This is a genomic window from Stenotrophomonas sp. 05N37, from assembly GCF_056397365.1.
In genome coordinates this window covers 798,748-817,184 of sequence record NZ_JBFTNG010000002.1, presented here as the reverse complement: position 1 = coordinate 817,184, position 18,437 = coordinate 798,748, and the positions used below count along the sequence as shown (strand labels likewise).

At 67.9% G+C, this 18,437-nt stretch carries 15 protein-coding genes; 6 read left to right on the top strand and 9 right to left on the bottom strand.

The window, feature by feature from the left end; genetic code table 11:
• Window positions 1–11 precede the first annotated feature (11 nt).
• A complete protein-coding gene (locus AC1DGC_RS10385; protein WP_478047782.1) occupies window positions 12–920 on the bottom strand; it encodes an ADP-ribosylglycohydrolase family protein in 909 nt (302 codons plus the stop codon).
• Window positions 921–960: 40 nt separating this feature from the next.
• Complete coding sequence (locus AC1DGC_RS10380) at window positions 961–1,272, bottom strand: hypothetical protein (protein ID WP_259208270.1); 312 nt, start codon at window positions 1,270–1,272, stop codon at window positions 961–963.
• Between the two features lie 182 nt (window positions 1,273–1,454).
• Between AC1DGC_RS10380 and AC1DGC_RS10375 the strand changes: the two genes are divergently transcribed.
• The 3 genes from AC1DGC_RS10375 to AC1DGC_RS10365 all read left to right on the top strand — a co-directional run bounded on the left by AC1DGC_RS10375 (window position 1,455) and on the right by AC1DGC_RS10365 (window position 3,577).
• On the top strand, window positions 1,455–1,865 hold the full coding sequence (locus AC1DGC_RS10375) for a g-type lysozyme inhibitor (RefSeq protein WP_449334917.1): 411 nt from the start codon (window positions 1,455–1,457) through the stop codon (window positions 1,863–1,865).
• 55 nt (window positions 1,866–1,920) lie between these two features.
• On the top strand, window positions 1,921–2,589 hold the full coding sequence (locus tag AC1DGC_RS10370; RefSeq protein WP_394164540.1) for a hypothetical protein: 669 nt from the start codon (window positions 1,921–1,923) through the stop codon (window positions 2,587–2,589).
• Window positions 2,590–2,701: 112 nt separating this feature from the next.
• The gene (locus AC1DGC_RS10365) at window positions 2,702–3,577 is read left to right on the top strand and encodes an endonuclease/exonuclease/phosphatase family protein (RefSeq protein WP_478047781.1); all 876 of its coding nucleotides are present in this window, start codon (window positions 2,702–2,704) and stop codon (window positions 3,575–3,577) included.
• Between the two features lie 24 nt (window positions 3,578–3,601).
• On the opposite strand, the gene AC1DGC_RS10360 is transcribed toward AC1DGC_RS10365, so the two are convergent.
• Window positions 3,602–4,858, bottom strand: a complete 1,257-nt coding sequence (locus AC1DGC_RS10360; RefSeq protein WP_478047780.1) for a PQQ-dependent sugar dehydrogenase — start codon at window positions 4,856–4,858, stop codon at window positions 3,602–3,604.
• 147 nt (window positions 4,859–5,005) lie between these two features.
• Between AC1DGC_RS10360 and AC1DGC_RS10355 the strand changes: the two genes are divergently transcribed.
• Window positions 5,006–5,389 carry a VOC family protein gene (locus tag AC1DGC_RS10355; protein ID WP_259208616.1) on the top strand — a complete coding sequence of 128 codons (384 nt, stop codon included), beginning with the start codon at window positions 5,006–5,008 and terminating at the stop codon, window positions 5,387–5,389.
• Window positions 5,390–5,392: 3 nt separating this feature from the next.
• Here AC1DGC_RS10355 and AC1DGC_RS10350 read toward each other — a convergent pair whose 3' ends face one another.
• From AC1DGC_RS10350 to AC1DGC_RS10325, 6 genes are all read right to left on the bottom strand, one after another.
• The gene (locus AC1DGC_RS10350; RefSeq protein WP_259208261.1) at window positions 5,393–5,659 is read right to left on the bottom strand and encodes a hypothetical protein; all 267 of its coding nucleotides are present in this window, start codon (window positions 5,657–5,659) and stop codon (window positions 5,393–5,395) included.
• Between the two features lie 156 nt (window positions 5,660–5,815).
• A complete protein-coding gene (locus tag AC1DGC_RS10345; RefSeq protein ID WP_478047779.1) occupies window positions 5,816–7,246 on the bottom strand; it encodes an efflux transporter outer membrane subunit in 1,431 nt (476 codons plus the stop codon).
• A complete protein-coding gene (locus tag AC1DGC_RS10340; RefSeq protein ID WP_449334914.1) occupies window positions 7,240–7,977 on the bottom strand; it encodes an SDR family oxidoreductase in 738 nt (245 codons plus the stop codon). The genes AC1DGC_RS10345 and AC1DGC_RS10340 overlap by 7 nt, the downstream gene beginning before the upstream one ends.
• A 25-nt stretch (window positions 7,978–8,002) precedes the next feature.
• Complete coding sequence (locus AC1DGC_RS10335; protein ID WP_259208254.1) at window positions 8,003–11,173, bottom strand: efflux RND transporter permease subunit; 3,171 nt, start codon at window positions 11,171–11,173, stop codon at window positions 8,003–8,005.
• A 161-nt stretch (window positions 11,174–11,334) separates the two neighbouring features.
• Window positions 11,335–12,537, bottom strand: coding sequence for an efflux RND transporter periplasmic adaptor subunit (locus tag AC1DGC_RS10330; RefSeq protein ID WP_394164546.1), 1,203 nt, complete (start codon window positions 12,535–12,537; stop codon window positions 11,335–11,337).
• Between the two features lie 91 nt (window positions 12,538–12,628).
• Window positions 12,629–13,402 carry an SDR family NAD(P)-dependent oxidoreductase gene (locus AC1DGC_RS10325; protein WP_259208251.1) on the bottom strand — a complete coding sequence of 258 codons (774 nt, stop codon included), beginning with the start codon at window positions 13,400–13,402 and terminating at the stop codon, window positions 12,629–12,631.
• A 365-nt stretch (window positions 13,403–13,767) separates the two neighbouring features.
• Here AC1DGC_RS10325 and AC1DGC_RS10320 point away from each other — a divergent pair, with 365 nt between their 5' ends.
• Together AC1DGC_RS10320 and AC1DGC_RS10315 are read left to right on the top strand one after the other, a co-directional pair.
• On the top strand, window positions 13,768–14,790 hold the full coding sequence (locus AC1DGC_RS10320; protein WP_259208248.1) for a LysR family transcriptional regulator: 1,023 nt from the start codon (window positions 13,768–13,770) through the stop codon (window positions 14,788–14,790).
• Window positions 14,791–15,094: 304 nt separating this feature from the next.
• Window positions 15,095–18,139, top strand: a complete 3,045-nt coding sequence (locus tag AC1DGC_RS10315; protein WP_478047778.1) for a TonB-dependent receptor — start codon at window positions 15,095–15,097, stop codon at window positions 18,137–18,139.
• Window positions 18,140–18,437 lie beyond the last annotated feature (298 nt).

The window sequence follows — 18,437 nt, the reverse complement described above, 5'->3', positions numbered from 1 at the left end:
GCGCAGCGGCGTCAGTCCAGCATCCCGCCATGCCGCTCCAGCAGCGCGTCGGCCAGCGCCTGGATAGCCTCGCGCTCGTGCAGCCGTTCGAGCCAGTGGCCCGGAATGCCCGCGGCGCCATGGAAGGCGCCCGCCAGCTGGCCGACGATCGCCGCGGTGGTATCGGCGTCATCGCCGAGGTTGGCCGCCGCCAGCACCATGTCGGCGAAGCTGTCGTGGCAGGCGAAACACCACAGCGCCGCCTCCAGGCTGTCCACCACGTAGCCGCTGCCACGGATCTGCTCACGCGGCAGCGCGCGGTAACCTCCGGCGGCGATGGCACCCAGCCGTGGGCTGCTGACCGCCACCGCGCGCAGGTCCAGCACCGCTGCCTTGCCTTGCCCCTGCAAGGCGCGCTCGATCGCCACCGCCAGCAGGCGGCAGGCCTCCAGACACTCGAGCGCGGCATGGGTGGTGCGCGAACTCAGCACCGCCATGTCCTGCAGCTCGGCAGTGCCGGCGTAGCGCAGCACCACCGGGGCCAGGCGCATGATCGAGCCGTTGCCGGCGCTGCTGGCGGCCGGGTTGCCGGCCAGCGGCTCGCCGGTGGCCAGGAAGCTGTGCAGGGCCGCGCGCGTGGCCACGCCGATATCGAAGCAGCTGCCGGTCGAGCTCCAGTACCCGTGCTGGTACCAGTTGACGTAGCGGTTCATCTGATCGCGCGGGTCGAAACCGTCGCAGCGCACCAGGCTCTCGGCCAAGCACATCGCCATCGAAGTGTCGTCGGTCCATTGCCCCGGCTGCAACTCGAACGGGCCCCCGCCGACCATGTCGGTCAACGGTTCGAAACTACCGCGCGGCTGGAATTCCAGCGTGGTACCCACCGCATCGCCACAGGCCAGGCCCAGCAGCGCACCGCGATATCGATTCTGTATGTCCATGTCATTGCTCACGGGCAGGATGAAACCGCCTCACTACTGCTCAGGGCAGGGTGAACTTGCGCGCCATGCGCAGCGGCCACACCGAGGTGAACTGCGCGCCGCCAACCAGTCGGTATGCCGCCGACACACTGCGCAGCACGCCGAGGCGTTCGAACACGTCCTTGGCCCGGCGGAAGGTGGGGCGCGGATCGGCGGTAAACATGAACAGGTTGATCTCCTTGGCGCTGACGTCATAGCCGTCCAGGGTCGCGGCACTGCCCAGCGCCGTACGCAACTCGGCTTCCAGGGTGGCCAGGAAGGCCTCGTCGTCCAGCGACGCTCGCCAGAACTTGATCACAAGCTGGTAATCCATCGGGGGGCCTGTTGTTCAAGAAGGGAACCGCCAAGGTTACCCCTCCTTGGCACCGGCTGCGCCGCTCCGGTGCCGACGGCCCCGGGGCGTGCGCGATGACCGGGCAGCGTCGACACCCCCTTGATGCCCTGCCCATCATGCTCGGCGCACTGCGCCTCCCTCCCGGGCGCGCGAGGATTGCCATGACCCCGTTCCGTTCGATCCTGTTGACCGCCCTGCTCGCGATGGCACCGACCCTGGCCGGCGCCGCCGATACGGTCACCACCACGCCCGTGCACTTCGCCAAGGGCACCAGCAGCGCCACCCTGCGTGGCACGCTTTCCGGTTACGACACGGTGCGCTACACGGTGGCCGCACGCGCCGGGCAGACCATGACGGTCACCCTGGGCGGCAGCGCCAACGCCAGCTTCAACGTGTTCGCCCCGGGTGTGGTGCCCGGCGAGGGCGAGGCGCTCGGCAACAGTGATGAGAAGCGGCGCTGGAGCGGTGCCCTGCCCGCCTCCGGCACGTATGTGGTGCAGGTGTACCAGATGCGCGCACAGGCACGGCGCGGTGAAAAGGCCCCGCACACGCTGACGGTGGCCATCCGCTGATCCCGGCGTCGGGCCGGCCCGGCGCGTCCGGTTTTTTCCTCGCAGGGACCTCGGGATGGACTTCCTCAAACTGCTCCGATCGCTGGAAGAGTTCCTCTACGAACTCTGCACCTGGTTCCTGTTTTTCCCGCGCACGCTGTACCGGGTGGTGGTGCGGCCACGGCAGATGGCGCAGTACGTGCATACCGAGCTTACCCAGAAGCTGGAAAACCAGTTCGACGATGCGATCAGCCCGCCGATGTTCCTGATGCTGGCGGTGCTGGTGGCGCACGGGGTGGAGCTGTTGATGCACCAGCAGGTGACCGGCACCGGGCAGTTGTCGCGCACCTTGTTCGGCAACGAGGAAGGCCTGCTGCTGTACCGCTCGATCACCTTTGCGGTATGGCCGCTCATCTGCAGCGTGCACCTGCTGCGGCGCAGGCAGCGGCCGATCACCCGTGAGTCCCTGCGCGGCCCGTTCTTCGTGCAGTGCTACCTGACCGCGCCGTTCGCGGTGGCACTGTCCACCAGCATGGTGTTCGTGCGGCTGCCGGGGGAGCTCTCGACCCAGGCCGGCATTGTCGTGTCGGTACTGTCGCTGCTCTGGTATGCGGTGGTGCAGGCCCGCTGGCTGAAGATGACGCTGCAGCGCTCGTGGCTCAACACGGTCCTGTCGACGGCCTGGGTGTTGCTGCTGGGGATCGTCATCAACAGCCTGATCGGCTGGGCATTGCTGGCCACCTGAGCGGGCGACGCAACCCTGCGCCCGGCGCTCCAGCCGCCAATGCGTGCAATTCCCCCTGCCCCGTTTCCGTGCGACCCTTCGGGAAACGTTTTCATGGGATGGAGGGATTCCAATGTTGTCTCGTTTTCGTCGTACCGCGCTGCTGGCGCTGCTGGCGCTGATGGCCCTGTCGCTGCCGGCCGGCCACGCCCTGGCCCAGACCGACGCCCCGCTGCGGGTGATGTCCTTCAACGTGCGCACGCCGGTGGATACCGAGCCCGGCCGGCGCTGGGAAGACCGTCGCGATGCGATGGTGGCGCTGCTTCGCGACCAGCATCCGGCTGTGTTCGGCACCCAGGAGCTGGTGGAAAAACAGGCCGACTACCTGGTCAAGCACCTGCCCGGCTACCGCTGGTTCGGCGAAGGCCGGCGGGGCGGCAAGGGCGACGAGCACATGGGCGTGTTCTACGACAGCGCGCAGTTGACGGTGGTCGAGTCGGGCAACTTCTGGCTGTCCGATACGCCGGACGTGGCCGGCAGCATCACCTGGGGCAACCTGATGCCGCGCATGGTCACCTGGGCGCTGTTCCAGCGCCAGGCCGACGGCAAGCGCTTCTACCTGCTCAACACCCACCTGCCCTATCGCGACGAGGATGAGCCGCGCCGCGTGCTGGGCGCACGGCTGATCGTCGACCGCCTGGCAGCGCTACCCAAGGACATCCCGGTGGTGGTCACCGGCGACTTCAACAGTGAGCCGGGCAGCACCACCTACCAGGCCTTCACCCGCGCACTCGGCGATGCACGCAGGCTGGCCGGCAAGGTGGATGGCCCACGCCTGACCTTCCACGATTTCAGCGGCAAGCCGACCGTGGAGCTGGACTGGATCCTGGTCCGCGGTTTCCGCGTGGACCGTTTCAGCACGCTGGACGACCGGCCCGGCGGCGTGCTGCCATCGGACCACTTCCCGGTGCAGGCCGACCTGCGCTTCCCGGCCGCGCCCGGCCGTTGAGCCGGCGCGCCGGGGGCCACCGCCTTACCGTACGGCGGTGGCCTCGGGAGCGTAGCTGACACGCCAGACCGTGTTGCCGGCGTCGTCGGTGACCAGCACGCTGCCGTCCTTCAGGACCAGGCTGTCCACCGGCCGGCCGTAGACCTGCGCGCTACCGCCCTCGGCCACGAAGCCGCTGAGGAACTCTTCGGCCTGGCCGCTGGGCGTGTCGCCGCTGAAGGGCACGAACAGCACCTTGTAACCGGACAGCGTGGCGCGATTCCATGACCCGTGCAGGCCCACCAGCGCGCCGCCACGGTAGCGGGCCGGGAACGCCGTGCCGTCATAGAAGGTAATGTCCATCGCCGCCACGTGCGGCCCCACCGCGAAATCGGGCACGCGGGTTTTCTTGACCAGCGCCGGTGCCTTGCCGGCCAACCGCGGATCTTCGTTGGCGCCGTAGTACGCATAGGGCCAGCCATAGAAGCCGCCTGGCTCTACCTGGGTGATGTAGTCCGGCACCAGGTTGTCGCCCAGTTCGTCGCGCTCGTTGACCGCGGTCCACATGCGGCCATTCTTGAAGGCGATGCCGTTGGGATTGCGCAGGCCGGCAGCATGGATGGTTTCGCCACTGCCATCGGGCCGGATGCGCAGGATGTTGGCGCGGCGTTTTTCGTTCTCCAGCCCATATTCGCCGTTGTTGCTGGCCGAACCCACGGTCACGTACAGGTACTGGCCATCGGGGCTGGCCACGATGTTGCGGGTCCAGTGATTGTTGTAGCCGCCGGCGGGCAGCGACAGGATCTTGCGGCCCTTCGCGGTGATCCTGGTCTGGCCCGGCTGGTACGGATACACCCAGACGCCGTCGGTGTTGGCCACGTAGAACTGGTTGCCGCGCTGGAGGATGCCGAACGGCTGGTTGAGACCGGCCAGGAAGGTAGTGCGCAGTTCCGGCACGCCATCGCCGTCGGCATCGCGCAGCAGGGTGATGCGGTTGGCGCTGTTGGCCCCGGTCCTGGCCTCGGACACGAGCACGTCGCCATTGTCGAGCAGCGTCATCCAGCGCGGGTTGTCGAAATCACGCGCGTAGGCGCTGACCTGGAATCCCGCCGGCGCCGTCGGGGTGCGACCCTGCGGCCAACCGATCACCTTGGAATTCACCTGCGCCGAGCGGGTGGCATAGGGCTTGGGCAGCTGTTTGGCGATCGCCTCGCCCGGGCCGACCAGCGGATCGTTGGCGCGTGCACTGGCGGCGGCGGCCAAGGCCAGCAGGCACCCGGCGGCGAGCGAAGTCGTGCGCATCGGCGGTCCTCGTCATGGGCTGTGAGCGGTGGCCGGCAGGATCGCGCAGCCGCCGTGACCGCGGCGGCAAGGGGCGCCCGGGCCACCTCACGCGGCGTGGATGCGCCGGGTGCGATACAGCCGGGATTCCCCCTGGAGACCGCCGCCATGGCCCACCGCAGTCGCCTCGCCGGTTTCATCATTGATTGCCAGGACACGCCCGCCGACCAGGCCGCCGCGTTCTGGTCCGCCGCGCTCGGCTACCGGGCCGCGCCGGCCTATCGCGAAGAAGGCGCCGAGTATGCGGATCTGCAGGGCGCGCCGGCGGGATTGAACGTGGAAGTGCAGCGGGTGCCCCATGCCTCGCGGGTACATCTGGATATCGAGAGCGACGACATCGATGCCGAGGCCGACCGGCTGGAAGCGCTCGGCGCGCGCCGGATCGGGTTCGTCAAACGCTGGTGGGTGATGGAAGCGCCGACCGGCCACCGTTTCTGCATCGTGCGCATGCGCGATGATGACGGGCGGGCCGCGGCCAACCACTGGGACTAGCGCTCAGTACCGGCGTTGCCGGTGCCCCTCGCCCAGCAGGCGGCTCAACACCAGGTGCTGGTCGCGCGCCTGGCAGATGCGCGCGACCACGGCCAGGAACACGCCTACCAGCAGCACGCCGATGTCCAGCAGTTGATCCGGGAGCCGGCCGAACCCCAGGGCCACCGCCAATGCGGCCAGCACCAGCAGCACGATCACCGCCGGTGACATCGCCGCCCGCGCGCGCAGGCCGGCGATCGACCCGGTGCGCCATCGGTCATGTCCGCCCATAGCGTCCCTCCCTGGAAAAGAGAAATCTTGTAGCACCCGGAGGGATGCGTGCGTCAGGGGCAAAGCCGCCAATGGCGGCATTGCCGACGCGGCGTCTTTGCGAACTCCGACGGCCGACACACGGGAGGGCGGCCAGATGCCGCCCCCCGTGTCACCTCAACGCAGCGTGCCGGCCACCGCCGGCGGCGCCGCGTCCTGTTGCTGGCCCCAACCCCCCAGGGCCTTGTACACGCCAACCACGCTGACATTGACCGTGGATTCGGCCGCCGCCAACGCATCATCGGCCGCCAGTTGGGTGCGCTGCGCATCGAGCAGGGTCAGGAAGTCCTCCGAGCCCTCGCGATAGCGGATCTGCGCCAGCTGCTCGGCACGTCGTGCGGCCTGCGCCTGCTCGGCAACGATGCCCAGCCGGGCCTGTTGCTTGGCATAGCGGGTCAAGGCGTTCTCGGTGTCTTCCAGTGCCAGCAGCACCGCCTTTTCGTACTCGGCGGCCACTCCGTCGGCCTGTGCCTTGCTGGCGCGCAGCCGCGCGCGCACGGTGCCGAAATCGAACGCGGCCCAGCTGATCGACGGCGTCACCGACCAGGCCTTGTTGGCCCCGTTGACCAGGCCGCTGGCGTCGCCGGACAGGAACCCGACGAACCCGGTGAGGCTGATCCGCGGGAACAGGTCGGCGGTGGCCACGCCGACGCGTGCCGTCGCCGCCGCCAGGCGACGCTCGGCACTGCGTACGTCGGCGCGCTGGCGCAGCAGGTCGGTGGTGTCGCCCAGCGGCAACTGCCTGGCATAGGCCGGGACCTCGCGCGGTTGCAGCAGGGCATCCAGTGCATCCGGGCGCTGCCCCAGCAGCACCGCCAGGCGATGCCGCGACTGCACTTCGGCCACTTCCAGCAGCGGGATGTCCGCTTCGATCGCCTTCAAGCGCGCGCGGCTGCTCTGCACGTCCAGCTCGCTGCCCGCACCGAGTTCCCAGCGCGCTTCGGTCAGGCGCTGGGTGTCGCGCAGGTTGACCAGGGTGCGCTTGGCCACGTCGATGCGCTTCTGCGTGCCACGCAGCTCGAAGTAGTTGCGTGCCACTTCCGCCGCCACGGTGACCTGCGCATCGGCGAGGTTGTCCTGCTCTGCACCGAGGTCGGCGCGCGCCGCTTCGGCGGCACGGCGCTGGCGACCGAACAGATCCAGTTCCCAGCCGGCGTCGAAGCCGAGCTGGTAGGTCTCGCTGAAGACGCGCTCGCCGCCAAGGCTGGCGTCGGGCTGCTTGCGGCGGTCGTAACTGCCACCACTGGTGACGTGCGGCAACTGGTCCAGGCGCTGCTCGACGAACACCGCGCGCGCTTCACGCACGCGGGCCATCGCAATGCGCAGGTCCAGGTTGTCGCCCAGTGCGTCATGCACCAGTTGCTCCAGCACCGGATCGTCGAACTGCGCCCACCAGCTGGCCACCGGCGAGGTGGTGCTGAACACCGGCGCGGCCGCGCCCTGCAGGGTCACCGGCTGTGCCGGTGGCGCCTGGTAGTTGGGGCCGACGCTGACGCAGCCGGCCAGCAGCGCGCTGGTCACGGCCACGGTCAACAGGCGGATCACCATGGCAGCACCTCGCCGAGGTAGGTGAAGCTGCCGTTGGGGCCGTCGGCACCGATCAGTGCCATGCCCACGCTGGAGCGCGCGCCTTCGCTGATCTCGATCTCGCCCTCGCCCGCGTTCATGTCGGTCTTCACGTAGCCCGGGTGCACGGTGTTGACCTTGGTGGTGCTCTCGCGCAGCTCGTAGGCCAGCTGCACGGTCCAGGCGTTCACCGCACTCTTGGAGGCGTTGTAGGCCGGCACCGCGAAGCCGTAGATCGGCGAACCGGGCTGGCTGTGCAGGGTCAGCGAGCCGAGGATGCTGGACACGTTGACGATGCGGCCGGCGGGCGAGGCGTTGATCAGCGGCAGGAAGGCCTGGGTGACGGCGATCACCGCGAACACGTTGGTGTCGAAGGTGGTGCGCCAGGTGTCCAGGGTCTGCGCCGACGGCGCCAGCTTGGGGTCATCGAGCAGGATGCCGGCGTTGTTGACCAGGATGTCCAGGCGCCCGTGGCGCTCGGTGACGGTCTGCACGGCGGCGGCGATGCTGGCGGCATCGCCGACGTCGAGCTGGATCGCTTCCACCGGCAGGCCTTCGGCCTGCAGCTTCAGGGCCTCGGCCACGGCGACGTCGCGCTTGCGCCCGGCCAGCAGCGTATGCACGCCGGCCTGGGCCAGCTGGCGGACGGTTTCCAGGCCGATGCCGCGGGTGGCACCGGTGACCAGGGCAATCGTTTGGGTAGCGGTATTCATGTGAAAAACCTCGCGGGGGACGGGATCAATGGTGGATGGTCGGTGCGCCGTGGGTCACCAGCTGGCCGCCGCCATTACGGCTGACGAACTTGCGCAGGGCCACGTAGAACACCGGGGTCAGGAACAGGCCGAACAGGGTCACGCCCAGCATGCCGGCAAACACCGTGATGCCGGTGACAGAGCGGACTTCCGCGCCGGCACCGTGGGAGAGCACCAGCGGCACGGTGCCGGCGATGAAGGCGATGGAGGTCATCACGATCGGACGCAGACGCAGGCGGCAGGCTTCCAGCGCGGCTTCCACGATGCCCTTGCCGCCCATCTCCAGCTCGCGGGCGAATTCGACGATCAGGATCGCGTTCTTGCACGCCAGGCCCATCAGCACCACCAGGCCGACCTGCACGAACACGTTGTTGTCGCCGCCGGTCAGCCACACGCCGAACAGCGCGGACAGCAGGGTCATCGGCACGATCAGGATCACCGCCAGCGGCAGCGACCAGCTTTCATACAGCGCAGCCAACACCAGGAACGCCAGCAGGATCGCCACCGGGAACACGATGAAGGCGGCCTTGCCCTGGGTGGCCTGCTGGTAGCTCAGGTCGGTCCATTCGGTGGTCATGCCCACCGGCAGCACCTTGGCGGCGATGGCGGTGAGGTTGTTCATCGCCTCGGCCGAGGACAGCACGCGCGGGTCGGCTTCGCCGGCCAGGTCGGCCGCCGGGTAGCCGTTGAAGCGCAGCACCGGGTCCGGGCCGAAGGTTTCCTTGACGGTCACCATCGAACCGATCGGCACCATCTCGCCACGGTCGTTGCGGGTACGCAGCTTGCCGATGTCTTCCACGCTGTTGCGGAACTGGCCGTCGGCCTGGGCGATCACCTGCCAGGTACGCCCGAACTGGTTGAAGTCGTTGACGTACGACGACCCCAGGTAGGTCTGCAGGGTGTCGAACAGCTCGGTCAGCTGCACGCCCTGCGCCTTGGCCTTGACCCGGTCCACTTCGGCATCCAGCTGCGGCACGTTGGCCTGGTAGCTGGTGATCGGGAACGCCATGCCCGGGGTCTGCGACACCGCGCCCTGCATCGCCTGCACGGCGTTCTGCAGCGCACCGTAGCCGAGGTTGCCGCGGTCTTCGATGAACATCTGGTAGCCGTTGCCGTTGCCCAGGCCGAGGATCGGCGGCGGCATCATGGCGAAGGCGAAGCCCTCCTGCAGCCCGGCGATCTTCTGGTTGATCTCGGCGTTGATCTGCGCGGCGGTGCGGCCATGGCGCTCGTTGAACGGCTTGAGCGGGATGAACGCCACGCCGGTGTTGGGCGTATTGGTGAACTGCAGTGCGTTCAGGCCCGGGAACGAGATCGTGTGGGCCACGCCCTCGGTTTCCTGGGCGATCTTGGCGACCTTGCGCAGCATTTCATCGGTACGCGCGATCGAGGAGCCTTCCGGCAGCTTCACGCCGGCGATCAGGTACAGCTTGTCCTGGGTCGGAATGAAGCCCGGCGGCACCAGCTTGAAGATGAAGCCGGTACCGACCAGCAGCACCGCGTACACCACGAACACCGCGCCACGCCGGCCGAGGATCTTCGACACACCGCGCTCGTACTTCTCCGAGCTGGACTTGAAGAAACGGTTGAACGGGCGGAACACCCAGCCGAACAGGCGGTCGATGATGCGGGTCGGGGCATCCTTCGGCGCACCGTGCGGCTTGAGCAGGCGCGCGGCCAGGGCCGGCGACAGGGTGAGCGAGTTGATCGCCGAGATCACCGTGGAGATGGCGATGGTGACCGCGAACTGCTTGTAGAACTGGCCGGTGACGCCGGACAGGAACGCCATCGGCACGAACACCGCGCACAGCACCAGCGCGATGGCGATGATCGGACCGGACACTTCGCGCATCGCCTGGTGGGCGGCCGCGAGCGGGGTGAGACCTTCCTCGATGTTGCGTTCGACGTTTTCCACCACCACGATCGCGTCATCGACCACGATGCCGATCGCCAGCACCAGGCCGAACAGGCTCAGCGTGTTGATCGAGAAGCCCAGCAGGTACAGCGCGGCGAACGTACCCACGATGGACACCGGCACGGCGATCAGCGGAATGATCGAGGCGCGCCAGGTCTGCAGGAACAGGATCACCACCAGCACCACCAGGGCGATGGCTTCGAGCAGGGTGGAGACCACGGCCTTGATCGAGTCGCGCACGAAGATGGTGGTGTCGTACACCGCCTCGTACTTGACGTCGTCCGGCATGGACTTCTGCATTTCGTCCATGCTGGCCATCACCGCGTCGCGGATGTCCAGCGCGTTGGCGCCGGGGGCCTGGAAGATGCCGATGCCGACCGCGTTCTTGCCGTCCAGCTGCGAGCGCAGGGTGTAGTCGCCGGCGCCCAGCTCCACGCGGGCCACATCGGACAGGCGCACCACTTCACCGTCGGCACCGCTCTTGAGCACGATGTCGCCGAACTCCTTCTCGCTGCGCAGGCGGCCCTGCGCGTTGATCAGGGTCAGGAACTGGCTGTTGGGCATCGGCTCGGCACCGAGCTGGCCGGCCGAGACCTGCACGTTCTGCTCGCGCATCGCGCCGACCACGTCGCTGGCGGTCAGGCCGCGGGCGGCGACCTTGTCCGGGTCCAGCCAGGCGCGCATGGCGTAGTCGCCACCGCCGAAGATCTGCGCATCGCCCACGCCCTGGATGCGCGCGAGCGCGTCCTTGACGTGCAGGCGCGCGTAGTTGCGCAGGTAGAGGGTGTCGTACTTGCCCTTGGGTGAGGTCAGGTGCACCACCATCAGGAAGGTCGGCGACTGCTTCTGGGTGGTGACGCCTTGCCGGCGCACGTCCTCGGGCAGGCGCGCCTGGGCCTGGGCGACGCGGTTCTGCACCTTCACCGCCGCATCGTCCGGGTCGGTGCCCGGGCGGAAGGTGATGGTCATCTGCAGCACGCCATCGGAGCCGGCCACCGACTTGAGGTACATCATGCCCTCGACGCCGTTGATCGCCTCTTCCAGCGGGGTGGCCACGGTTTCGGCGATCACCTTGGGGTTGGCGCCGGGATACACGGTACGCACCACCACCGACGGCGGCACCACTTCCGGGTACTCACCGATGGGCAACATCGGGATGGAGATCAGGCCGGCGGCGAAGATCACGATCGACAACACCGCCGCGAAAATCGGCCTGTCGATGAAGAAACGGGAAAAGTCCATGGGTGGATTCCTGGGGTTTCACCAACGCCGGCGTGCACGACCCCGGCCGCTGTCGCAGGCGACAGCGGTGGCGGGCTCCCCTGCACGGGGCGCTGGCAGACACGGTAGAGCCGACGGTGGGGTCGGCTGCTATGTAGGGCCGACGGTCAGTCGGCTGCCCTTCAATTCAACGCAACAGCGGGTGCCGCAGCGGGCTGCATGACCACGGCCTTGGCCTGTACCGGCATGCCGGGCATGAAGACCTTCTGCACGCCGTCGATGATCACCCGGTCGCCGGCCTTCAGGCCCTGCTGCACGATGCGCAGGCCGTCGGCGTTGCGGCCCAAAGTGATGTCCTGGCGCTGCGCCTTGCCGTCCTTGTCGACCACGTAGACGTACTTGCGGTCCTGGTCGGTGAGCACGGCCTTCTCGTCGATCAGCATGGCCTGGAACTGGCCACTGCCCAGCAGCTGCACGCGGGCGAACAGGCCCGGGGTGAAGGTGCGGTCGGCGTTGTCCAGCAGCGCGCGCACGCGGATGGTGCCGGTGCTGCGGGTGACCTGGTTGTCGAGGAAGTCGACCTTGCCCTCATGCGGGAAGCCCTCCTCGCCCGACAGGCCCACCTTGACCGGCAGGTCGCTGTCGCGCTCGCTCGGGCGCTCGCCCTTGCGCGCCATCTGCGCGTACCGCAGGAAGGTGCTCTCGTCGGCATCGAAGTACACGAACACCGTATCCAGCGAAACCAGCGTGGTCAGCACGCTGGCGCTGTCGCCGGCGGTGACCAGGTTGCCGGCGGTCACCATCGCGCGCCCGGCACGGCCGTTGATCGGCGCGCGCACCTTGGTGAACTCCAGGTTGAGCGCGGCGGCATCCAGCGCGGCCTGCGCGGCCTGCACGCTGGCACCGGCCTGGTCGGCCGCGGCGCGGCGCTGCTCCCAGGTTTCGGTGGAGATCGCCTGCTGCTCGGAGAGCTTCTTGGCGCGGTCGGACTCGCTGCGGGCCAGCGTGGACTGGGTGCGGGCGCGGGCCAGCTCGGCGCGGGCACGGTCGTACTCGGCCTGGTAGCTGCGCGCGTCGATGGTGAACAGGACATCGCCCTTCTTCACCTCGTCGCCTTCGACGTAGTTGACCTTGTCGATGTAGCCGGACACGCGCGGGCGCAGCTCGACGCTCTGCACCGCCTCGACGCGGCCGCTGAAGTCATCCCACTGGCTGACCTGCTTGACCAGCACCGGGGCGGCGCTGACCGACGGCGGCGGCGGCATGCCGGCTTCTTCGGCGTGGCCACCGCTGCAGGCGGCCAGGACGGCGGCGGCCAGGACGGACACACCGACCATGGCCAGCCGTCGGGTGAAACGTGGGGAAGTGGAGTTGGAGGTGGTCATGGCATGCATCCGTACGGAGGGGGTGGTGATACGAAATCGGGGGGAAGGCGCAACTGGGGGGCACATCCTGGGACCTGAACCTTGGTAAAGGTCAAGCGGCACCTGCGGTATCGCGCGACAGCGGGGGAGGCCTGTCCAGGTGCAGCAGGCCACGCGGCAGTTCGGCGTCGCGGGTGTCGCAGCGCACGATGGCGCGGTTGTCGGTGCAGGTATCGAGCAGGGACACCAGCCGCCGCCCGACCAGCAGCGCGCTCGGCCACTCGATGCAGGCATTGGCCGCATTGGTCGTCGTACACACCGGGTTGCACACTTCCAGCATCTGCGCGCGCACGCCCAGCGCCTGCGCTTCCTGGTGCAGCACCTGGGCGTACATGCGCGTGGTGGACATGGTGATCGACGATTCGCCGTGGCCGGCCCACGGCTTGAAGCCGGCCGGGCCACCGACCAGCACGTAGCGGCGCACCTGCGCGCCACCGCGAAGCAGCGGCAGCAGGTGGCGCCCGGCGTGCACGTGCGGCATCACGTCGGCCTGCAGTGCCTGCAGCAGTGCATCGCCACTGCGGTCGGTGACGCGGCCGCGGTTGTACGGGCCGCCCATTGCATCGACCACGGCCGCCAACGGGCGCCGCCGCAGCGCCAGGCGTTCGACCAGCGCACGCGCCGAACCATCGTCCCCCAGCGAACCGAGCATCGTTTCCAGCCCGGGCTCGTCGGCGAACTGGTCCTGCAGGGCCGCCAGCCGCCCGGGGTCGCGGCCGACCACCAGGACCGGGCTGCCGGCCTCCAGCAGCGCAGCCACGATGCCCTGGCCGACACTGCCGGTGCCGCCCAGGACCAGGACCTCGGGGGCCAGCGTCCCACTCATGGGACTTTCACTCCCGCGCCCGGGATAATCCCAATTCGACCCAGTTGGTCGAGATGGCGTGAACCCAGTCGCAGGCTACCGCCGCGCTGCATCTTGGCGGGCGGGGTGAACTCGCGGAAAGCCTTGTGCGAGAACGCCGAAGGGCGCTTCTCTACGGTCATGGCCAGCTCCAGCGGGGAGGTGGGGCCGCTGAGTACGCGGCCAAGAATGTTCCGCAACCACATGGCTGGGGTCCTTCATTTCGGGAATGGCGCCAGATTAGTCCCCAAACTCCCCCTTGATTAGTCCGGATTAAGGGGAATAATCGTCCCGTACCCGGCACAATCTTTCGGGCACCCTAGCCCTCCCCACTTCGGATCCCCGTCATGGCACACGATCTCAACGACACGCTGATCTTCGTCAAGGTGGTCGAGCAAGGCAGCTTCATCGCCGCCGCCACCGCGCTCGGCCTGCCCAAGACCACGGTCAGCCGCAAGGTGCAGGAACTGGAGACGCGCCTGGGCGCGCGCCTGCTGCACCGGACCACGCGCCGGCTGGGCCTGACCGAGGCCGGCTCGGTGTACCACGAGCATTGCCAGCGCATCGCGCGCGAACTGGAAGAAGCCGAAGGCGCGGTCAACCAGCTGCAGTCCGGCCCTCGCGGCTGGCTGCGCTTCACCGTGCCCTACTCGATCGGCATCACCTGGATCGCGCCGCTGCTCGGCGAGTTCCATGCGCAGTACCCGGAAATCCAGCTGGACATGCACTTGGGCAACGAGAAGCTGGACCTGATCGCCGGCGAAGCCGACCTGGCCCTGCGCGTGGGTACCCTGCCCGACTCCAACCTGGTGGCGCGCAAGCTCGGCAGCCTGCGCACGCAGGTGTTCGCGAGCCCGGCCTACATCGAGCGCTACGGCGAGCCGCTGCACCCGGACGAGTTGCAGTTCCACCGCATCCTGGCGATGCGCAAGGCACGCAACATCAACAACAACCGCTTCTTCTGGCAGCTCGGCGAGAACGGCGGCGACCTGCGCGACTTCCCGGTCAATCCGCTGCTCGTGGCCAACGACCCGTCCGCGCTGAATGGTGCGCTGGTGTGCGGCGAAGGGTTGCTGCTCACCGGCGATGTGATGGCCAAACCGTTCGTCGAATCGGGCATGGTGCGCCGCGTGCTGGCCGGCTGGACCGGCCCGGAAGTGGACTTCAACGCCGTGTTCGCCGGCGGTCGCCTGGTCTCGCCGAAGGTGCGCGCGTTTGTCGATTTCCTGGTGGCCAAGCTCGACTTCGACGCCAACTACATGCTGGCGCAGTGCCCGAACGCCAAGTTCGCCAAGCAGAAGAGCGAGCAGGCGGAAGAAGAGCTGCAGGCCACCGGCAAGCGGATCCTGGAGACGGTGACCGCGGGCTGACCCACGGCGGAGCCGAACACGGTCGTACCCCCTGAAAACGCCGCCTCCGGGCGGCGTTTTCCGTTCGGCGACGACGCGCGGTTTGTCGCGAACGGCACGATCCCGATTTACACCCTGCGCACTGGTGCAGAAGGTTTTTCAGCGAACCTCGTCACGTCTCGATGCGCGCGGCGGCACTATTTTTGCGCGGCGTCACGCTACACGAGGTCCTGGCGACGCCCCGCGCTTTTTTCTCCACGCCTGACGACTAGCGTCCGCCCCACTCGACCCGGCCACCCCGGCCGGACGCACTGGAGGCGAAGACATGCAACACCCGTTCCGCACGTGCAGGATCCAACCGCGCAAGACCACCCTGTCCCTCCTGCTGATGGCCATGTTGACCCCGCTGCCCGCGCTGGCCCAGAGCACGGTCGGCGACGTCCTCGGGCACGTCCCGGATGCCGCCGGCGGCAATGTCCAGATCCGCAGCCTGGAGGCCGGCACCTCGCGCGAAACCCGCATCACCGCCGACGGCAGGTTCCGTCTGCCGGCCTTGCCTACCGGCCAGTACGAAATCCGTGTCACCCGCGCCGATGGCAGTACCGACCAACGCCAGGTCACGGTGGTGGCCGGGCAGACCACCCAGGCCGATTTCGCCAAGGCCGCCACCCTGGACGCGGTGAACGTGCGTGCCAGCAACGTGGCCCCGATCGACCTCGGCAGCGTCGAGACCCGCACCACCTTCACCGCCGAACAGCTCAACACGCTGCCGGTGGCGCGTGATGTCACCAGCATCTCGCTGCTCACCCCGGGCACGGTGGCCAGCAGCAGCTTCTTCGGGCCGGCCTCGTTCGGCGGTGCGTCGGCGGCCGAGAACAGTTACTACATCAACGGCTTCAACGTCACCAACCTGTTCGACAGCCTGTCATTCGCCGAGGTGCCGTTCCAGGCCATCGACCAGCTGGACGTGCAGACCGGCGGCTACGGCGCGCGTTACGGGTTCTCCACCGGCGGAGTCACCAGCGTCAACGTCAAGCGCGGCACCAACACGTGGAAAGGCGGGGCCAGCTGGACCACCACGCCGGATGCGCTGCGCGAGAACGCGCCCGACACGCTGCGCACCGATGGCAGTATCCTGCGTTCGTACGACAAGAACCGCCAGTCCGGCGATGTGTTCAGCGCCTGGGCCGGCGGCCCGCTGATCGAGGACACGCTGTTCGTGTTCGCGCTGGGCAGCATGACGCGATCGGACAACACCGCCTTCGGCGGACGTTCGGCCAGCAACCCGCGCAGTACGCGCGATCCGGACACGCCCGTGCCGCCCACATCGCTGGCGACGTCCGCGCAGGACTACCGCTCGCGCGATCCCTATTGGCTGCTGAAACTCGACTGGTACCTCAACGACCGCAATCACCTGGAATACACCGGTTTCGACAACCGCCGCCGCTACCAGTACGACTATTACGACGCCGACTACGCCAGCGACCGGCCCGGCGCGGCCGTGGACAAGCGCGACTACCGAGGGCGCCTGGAAGGCCGCTCGGGCGGCAACACCAACGTGTTCAAGTGGACCAGCCAGCTCAGCGACGACGTCACCGCCAGCCTGCAGCACGGGCGCATGCGCAACACCAATGGCCAGTACACGATCAGTCCGGATGGACAGCGTGGTGACTACGATGGCGACATCAATGCCGCCGATGGCGACTGCCCATACGTGGTCGACCGCATGCTGGGCAAGCAGGTCGGCTGCGCCGTCAACAGCGAGTTGGGCCTGCGCGCCGGCAGCAACGAGCGCAGCAACACCCAGGCCGACCTGGTCTGGCAGGTGGGCAACCACCAGCTGGGCGGCGGCTACAGCAAGGAGGACTGGACCTCGGTGCAGGGCACGGCCTATTCCAGCGGCGCGTACTGGAACCTCTACGCCAACTATGCTCAGCGCATCAACTTCCGTACCGGTGGCCGCATCGGCGTCAAGCAGGCGTCGTGGTACCTGGAAGACCACTGGCAGGTCAACGACCGGCTGATGCTGTACGCCGGGCTGCGCAACGACTCGTTCGACAACCGCAACGGCAGCGGCGCGACGTTCGTCAAGCAGGACAACATCTGGCAGCCGCGGCTGGGCCTTTCGTGGGATCCCACCGGCGATGGCGACAGCAAGCTGTACGCATCGCTTGGCCGCTACTCGCTGCCCATCGCCGCCAACGTGGCCTTGCGCGCGGCCACCGGTTCGTACTACACGATGGATTACTACACCTACGACGGCTACGACCCGGTCACCGGCAAACCCAACATCACCGGTTCGTATCGCAACGGCAGCGCCGACAGCGTGGTCAACGGCGCCGACGGCAGCACGCCAGATCCGCGCGCGGTCGCCTCCCGTGGATTGAAGCCCTACACCCAGGACGAAGCGATCCTCGGCTATCAGCGGCTGCTGCGATCGAGCAACGACTGGGTCGATGGCTGGACCTTGGGCGCCAAGCTCACCGTGCGCCGGATCAACCAGGTGATCGACGACACCTGCGATTCGCGCTCGCTGTACAACGCAGCCAAGGCCGCCGGCTACGACGTCTCGCACTGGGACAGCGAATGGGAAGTGCCGGGCGGTCTCCCCGGCTGCTGGATCTTCAATCCCGGCAGCGACCTGACCCTGGACATCGACGTGGATGGCGACGGCACGCCGGACACCATCACCGTTCCCGGCAGTGAACTGGGCCCCAAGGCCAAGCGCAGCTACCGTTCGCTGAGCCTGTCGGCAGAGAAGCGTACCGAGCGCTGGTATGCCAGCGTCAACTACACCTGGGCCAAGCTGTATGGCAACTACGAAGGCCTGGTGAAGAGCACCAACGGCCAGGACGACACCGGCACCACCTCGGACTTCGACTTCAAGGAACTGTCCTACGGCGCCGATGGCTATCTGTTCAACGACCGTCGCCACAGCTTCAAGCTGTACGGCAGTTTCCAGCTGAGCCCGCAGTGGCAGGTGGGCGCGAATCTGCTGGTGCAGTCGGGCACGCCGATCAGCTGCCTGGGCGGCGGTAACGGTACGTTCGATACCGATTTCGGCTACCGCGGTGTGTTCCATACCTGCAATGTCGGCGAGGACGATCTTTCCAGGGTGGGCAGCAGTGGGCGCACGCCGTGGACGATGTCGGTCAACCCGAACGTGGTGTACTCGCCGGCGACGCTGCCGGGACTGAGCGTGCAGTTGTCGGTGATCAACCTGTTCAACTCGATCAAGCCGGTGCAGGTGTATGAGACGCGCTACGACGTCAATTCGGCCGGGACGGTGACCGACTACTTCAACTACGGGAAGGCCCGCTACAACACCACGCCACGGTATGCGCGGCTGCAGGTGCAGTACGACTGGTAAGGGCGTCGGTATCCCACAGGAAGGACGCTCCCTCTCGCTATGGGGGAGCGTCCTGTTGCAAGGGCCGTGGCAGATGACGCAAGGCCATATGCGTGTGGCTGGGCAGCCTGGGCGCCGTGTTGATCGGTGCTGTCTCCGCTTTGGCTCGCCGCGCGCGTGGGGGCCCCGTAGCGACCGGTAGGCCCCTGGTGCAGTGTCCCCCGGCCGCAGGCGGCCTCCTCCTTTGTTTTGCCCAGGGGCCTACCGGCCGCTACGGGGCTCGGCTTGCGGTAAGCAGGGTGAAGCCAGGCTTTTCCAG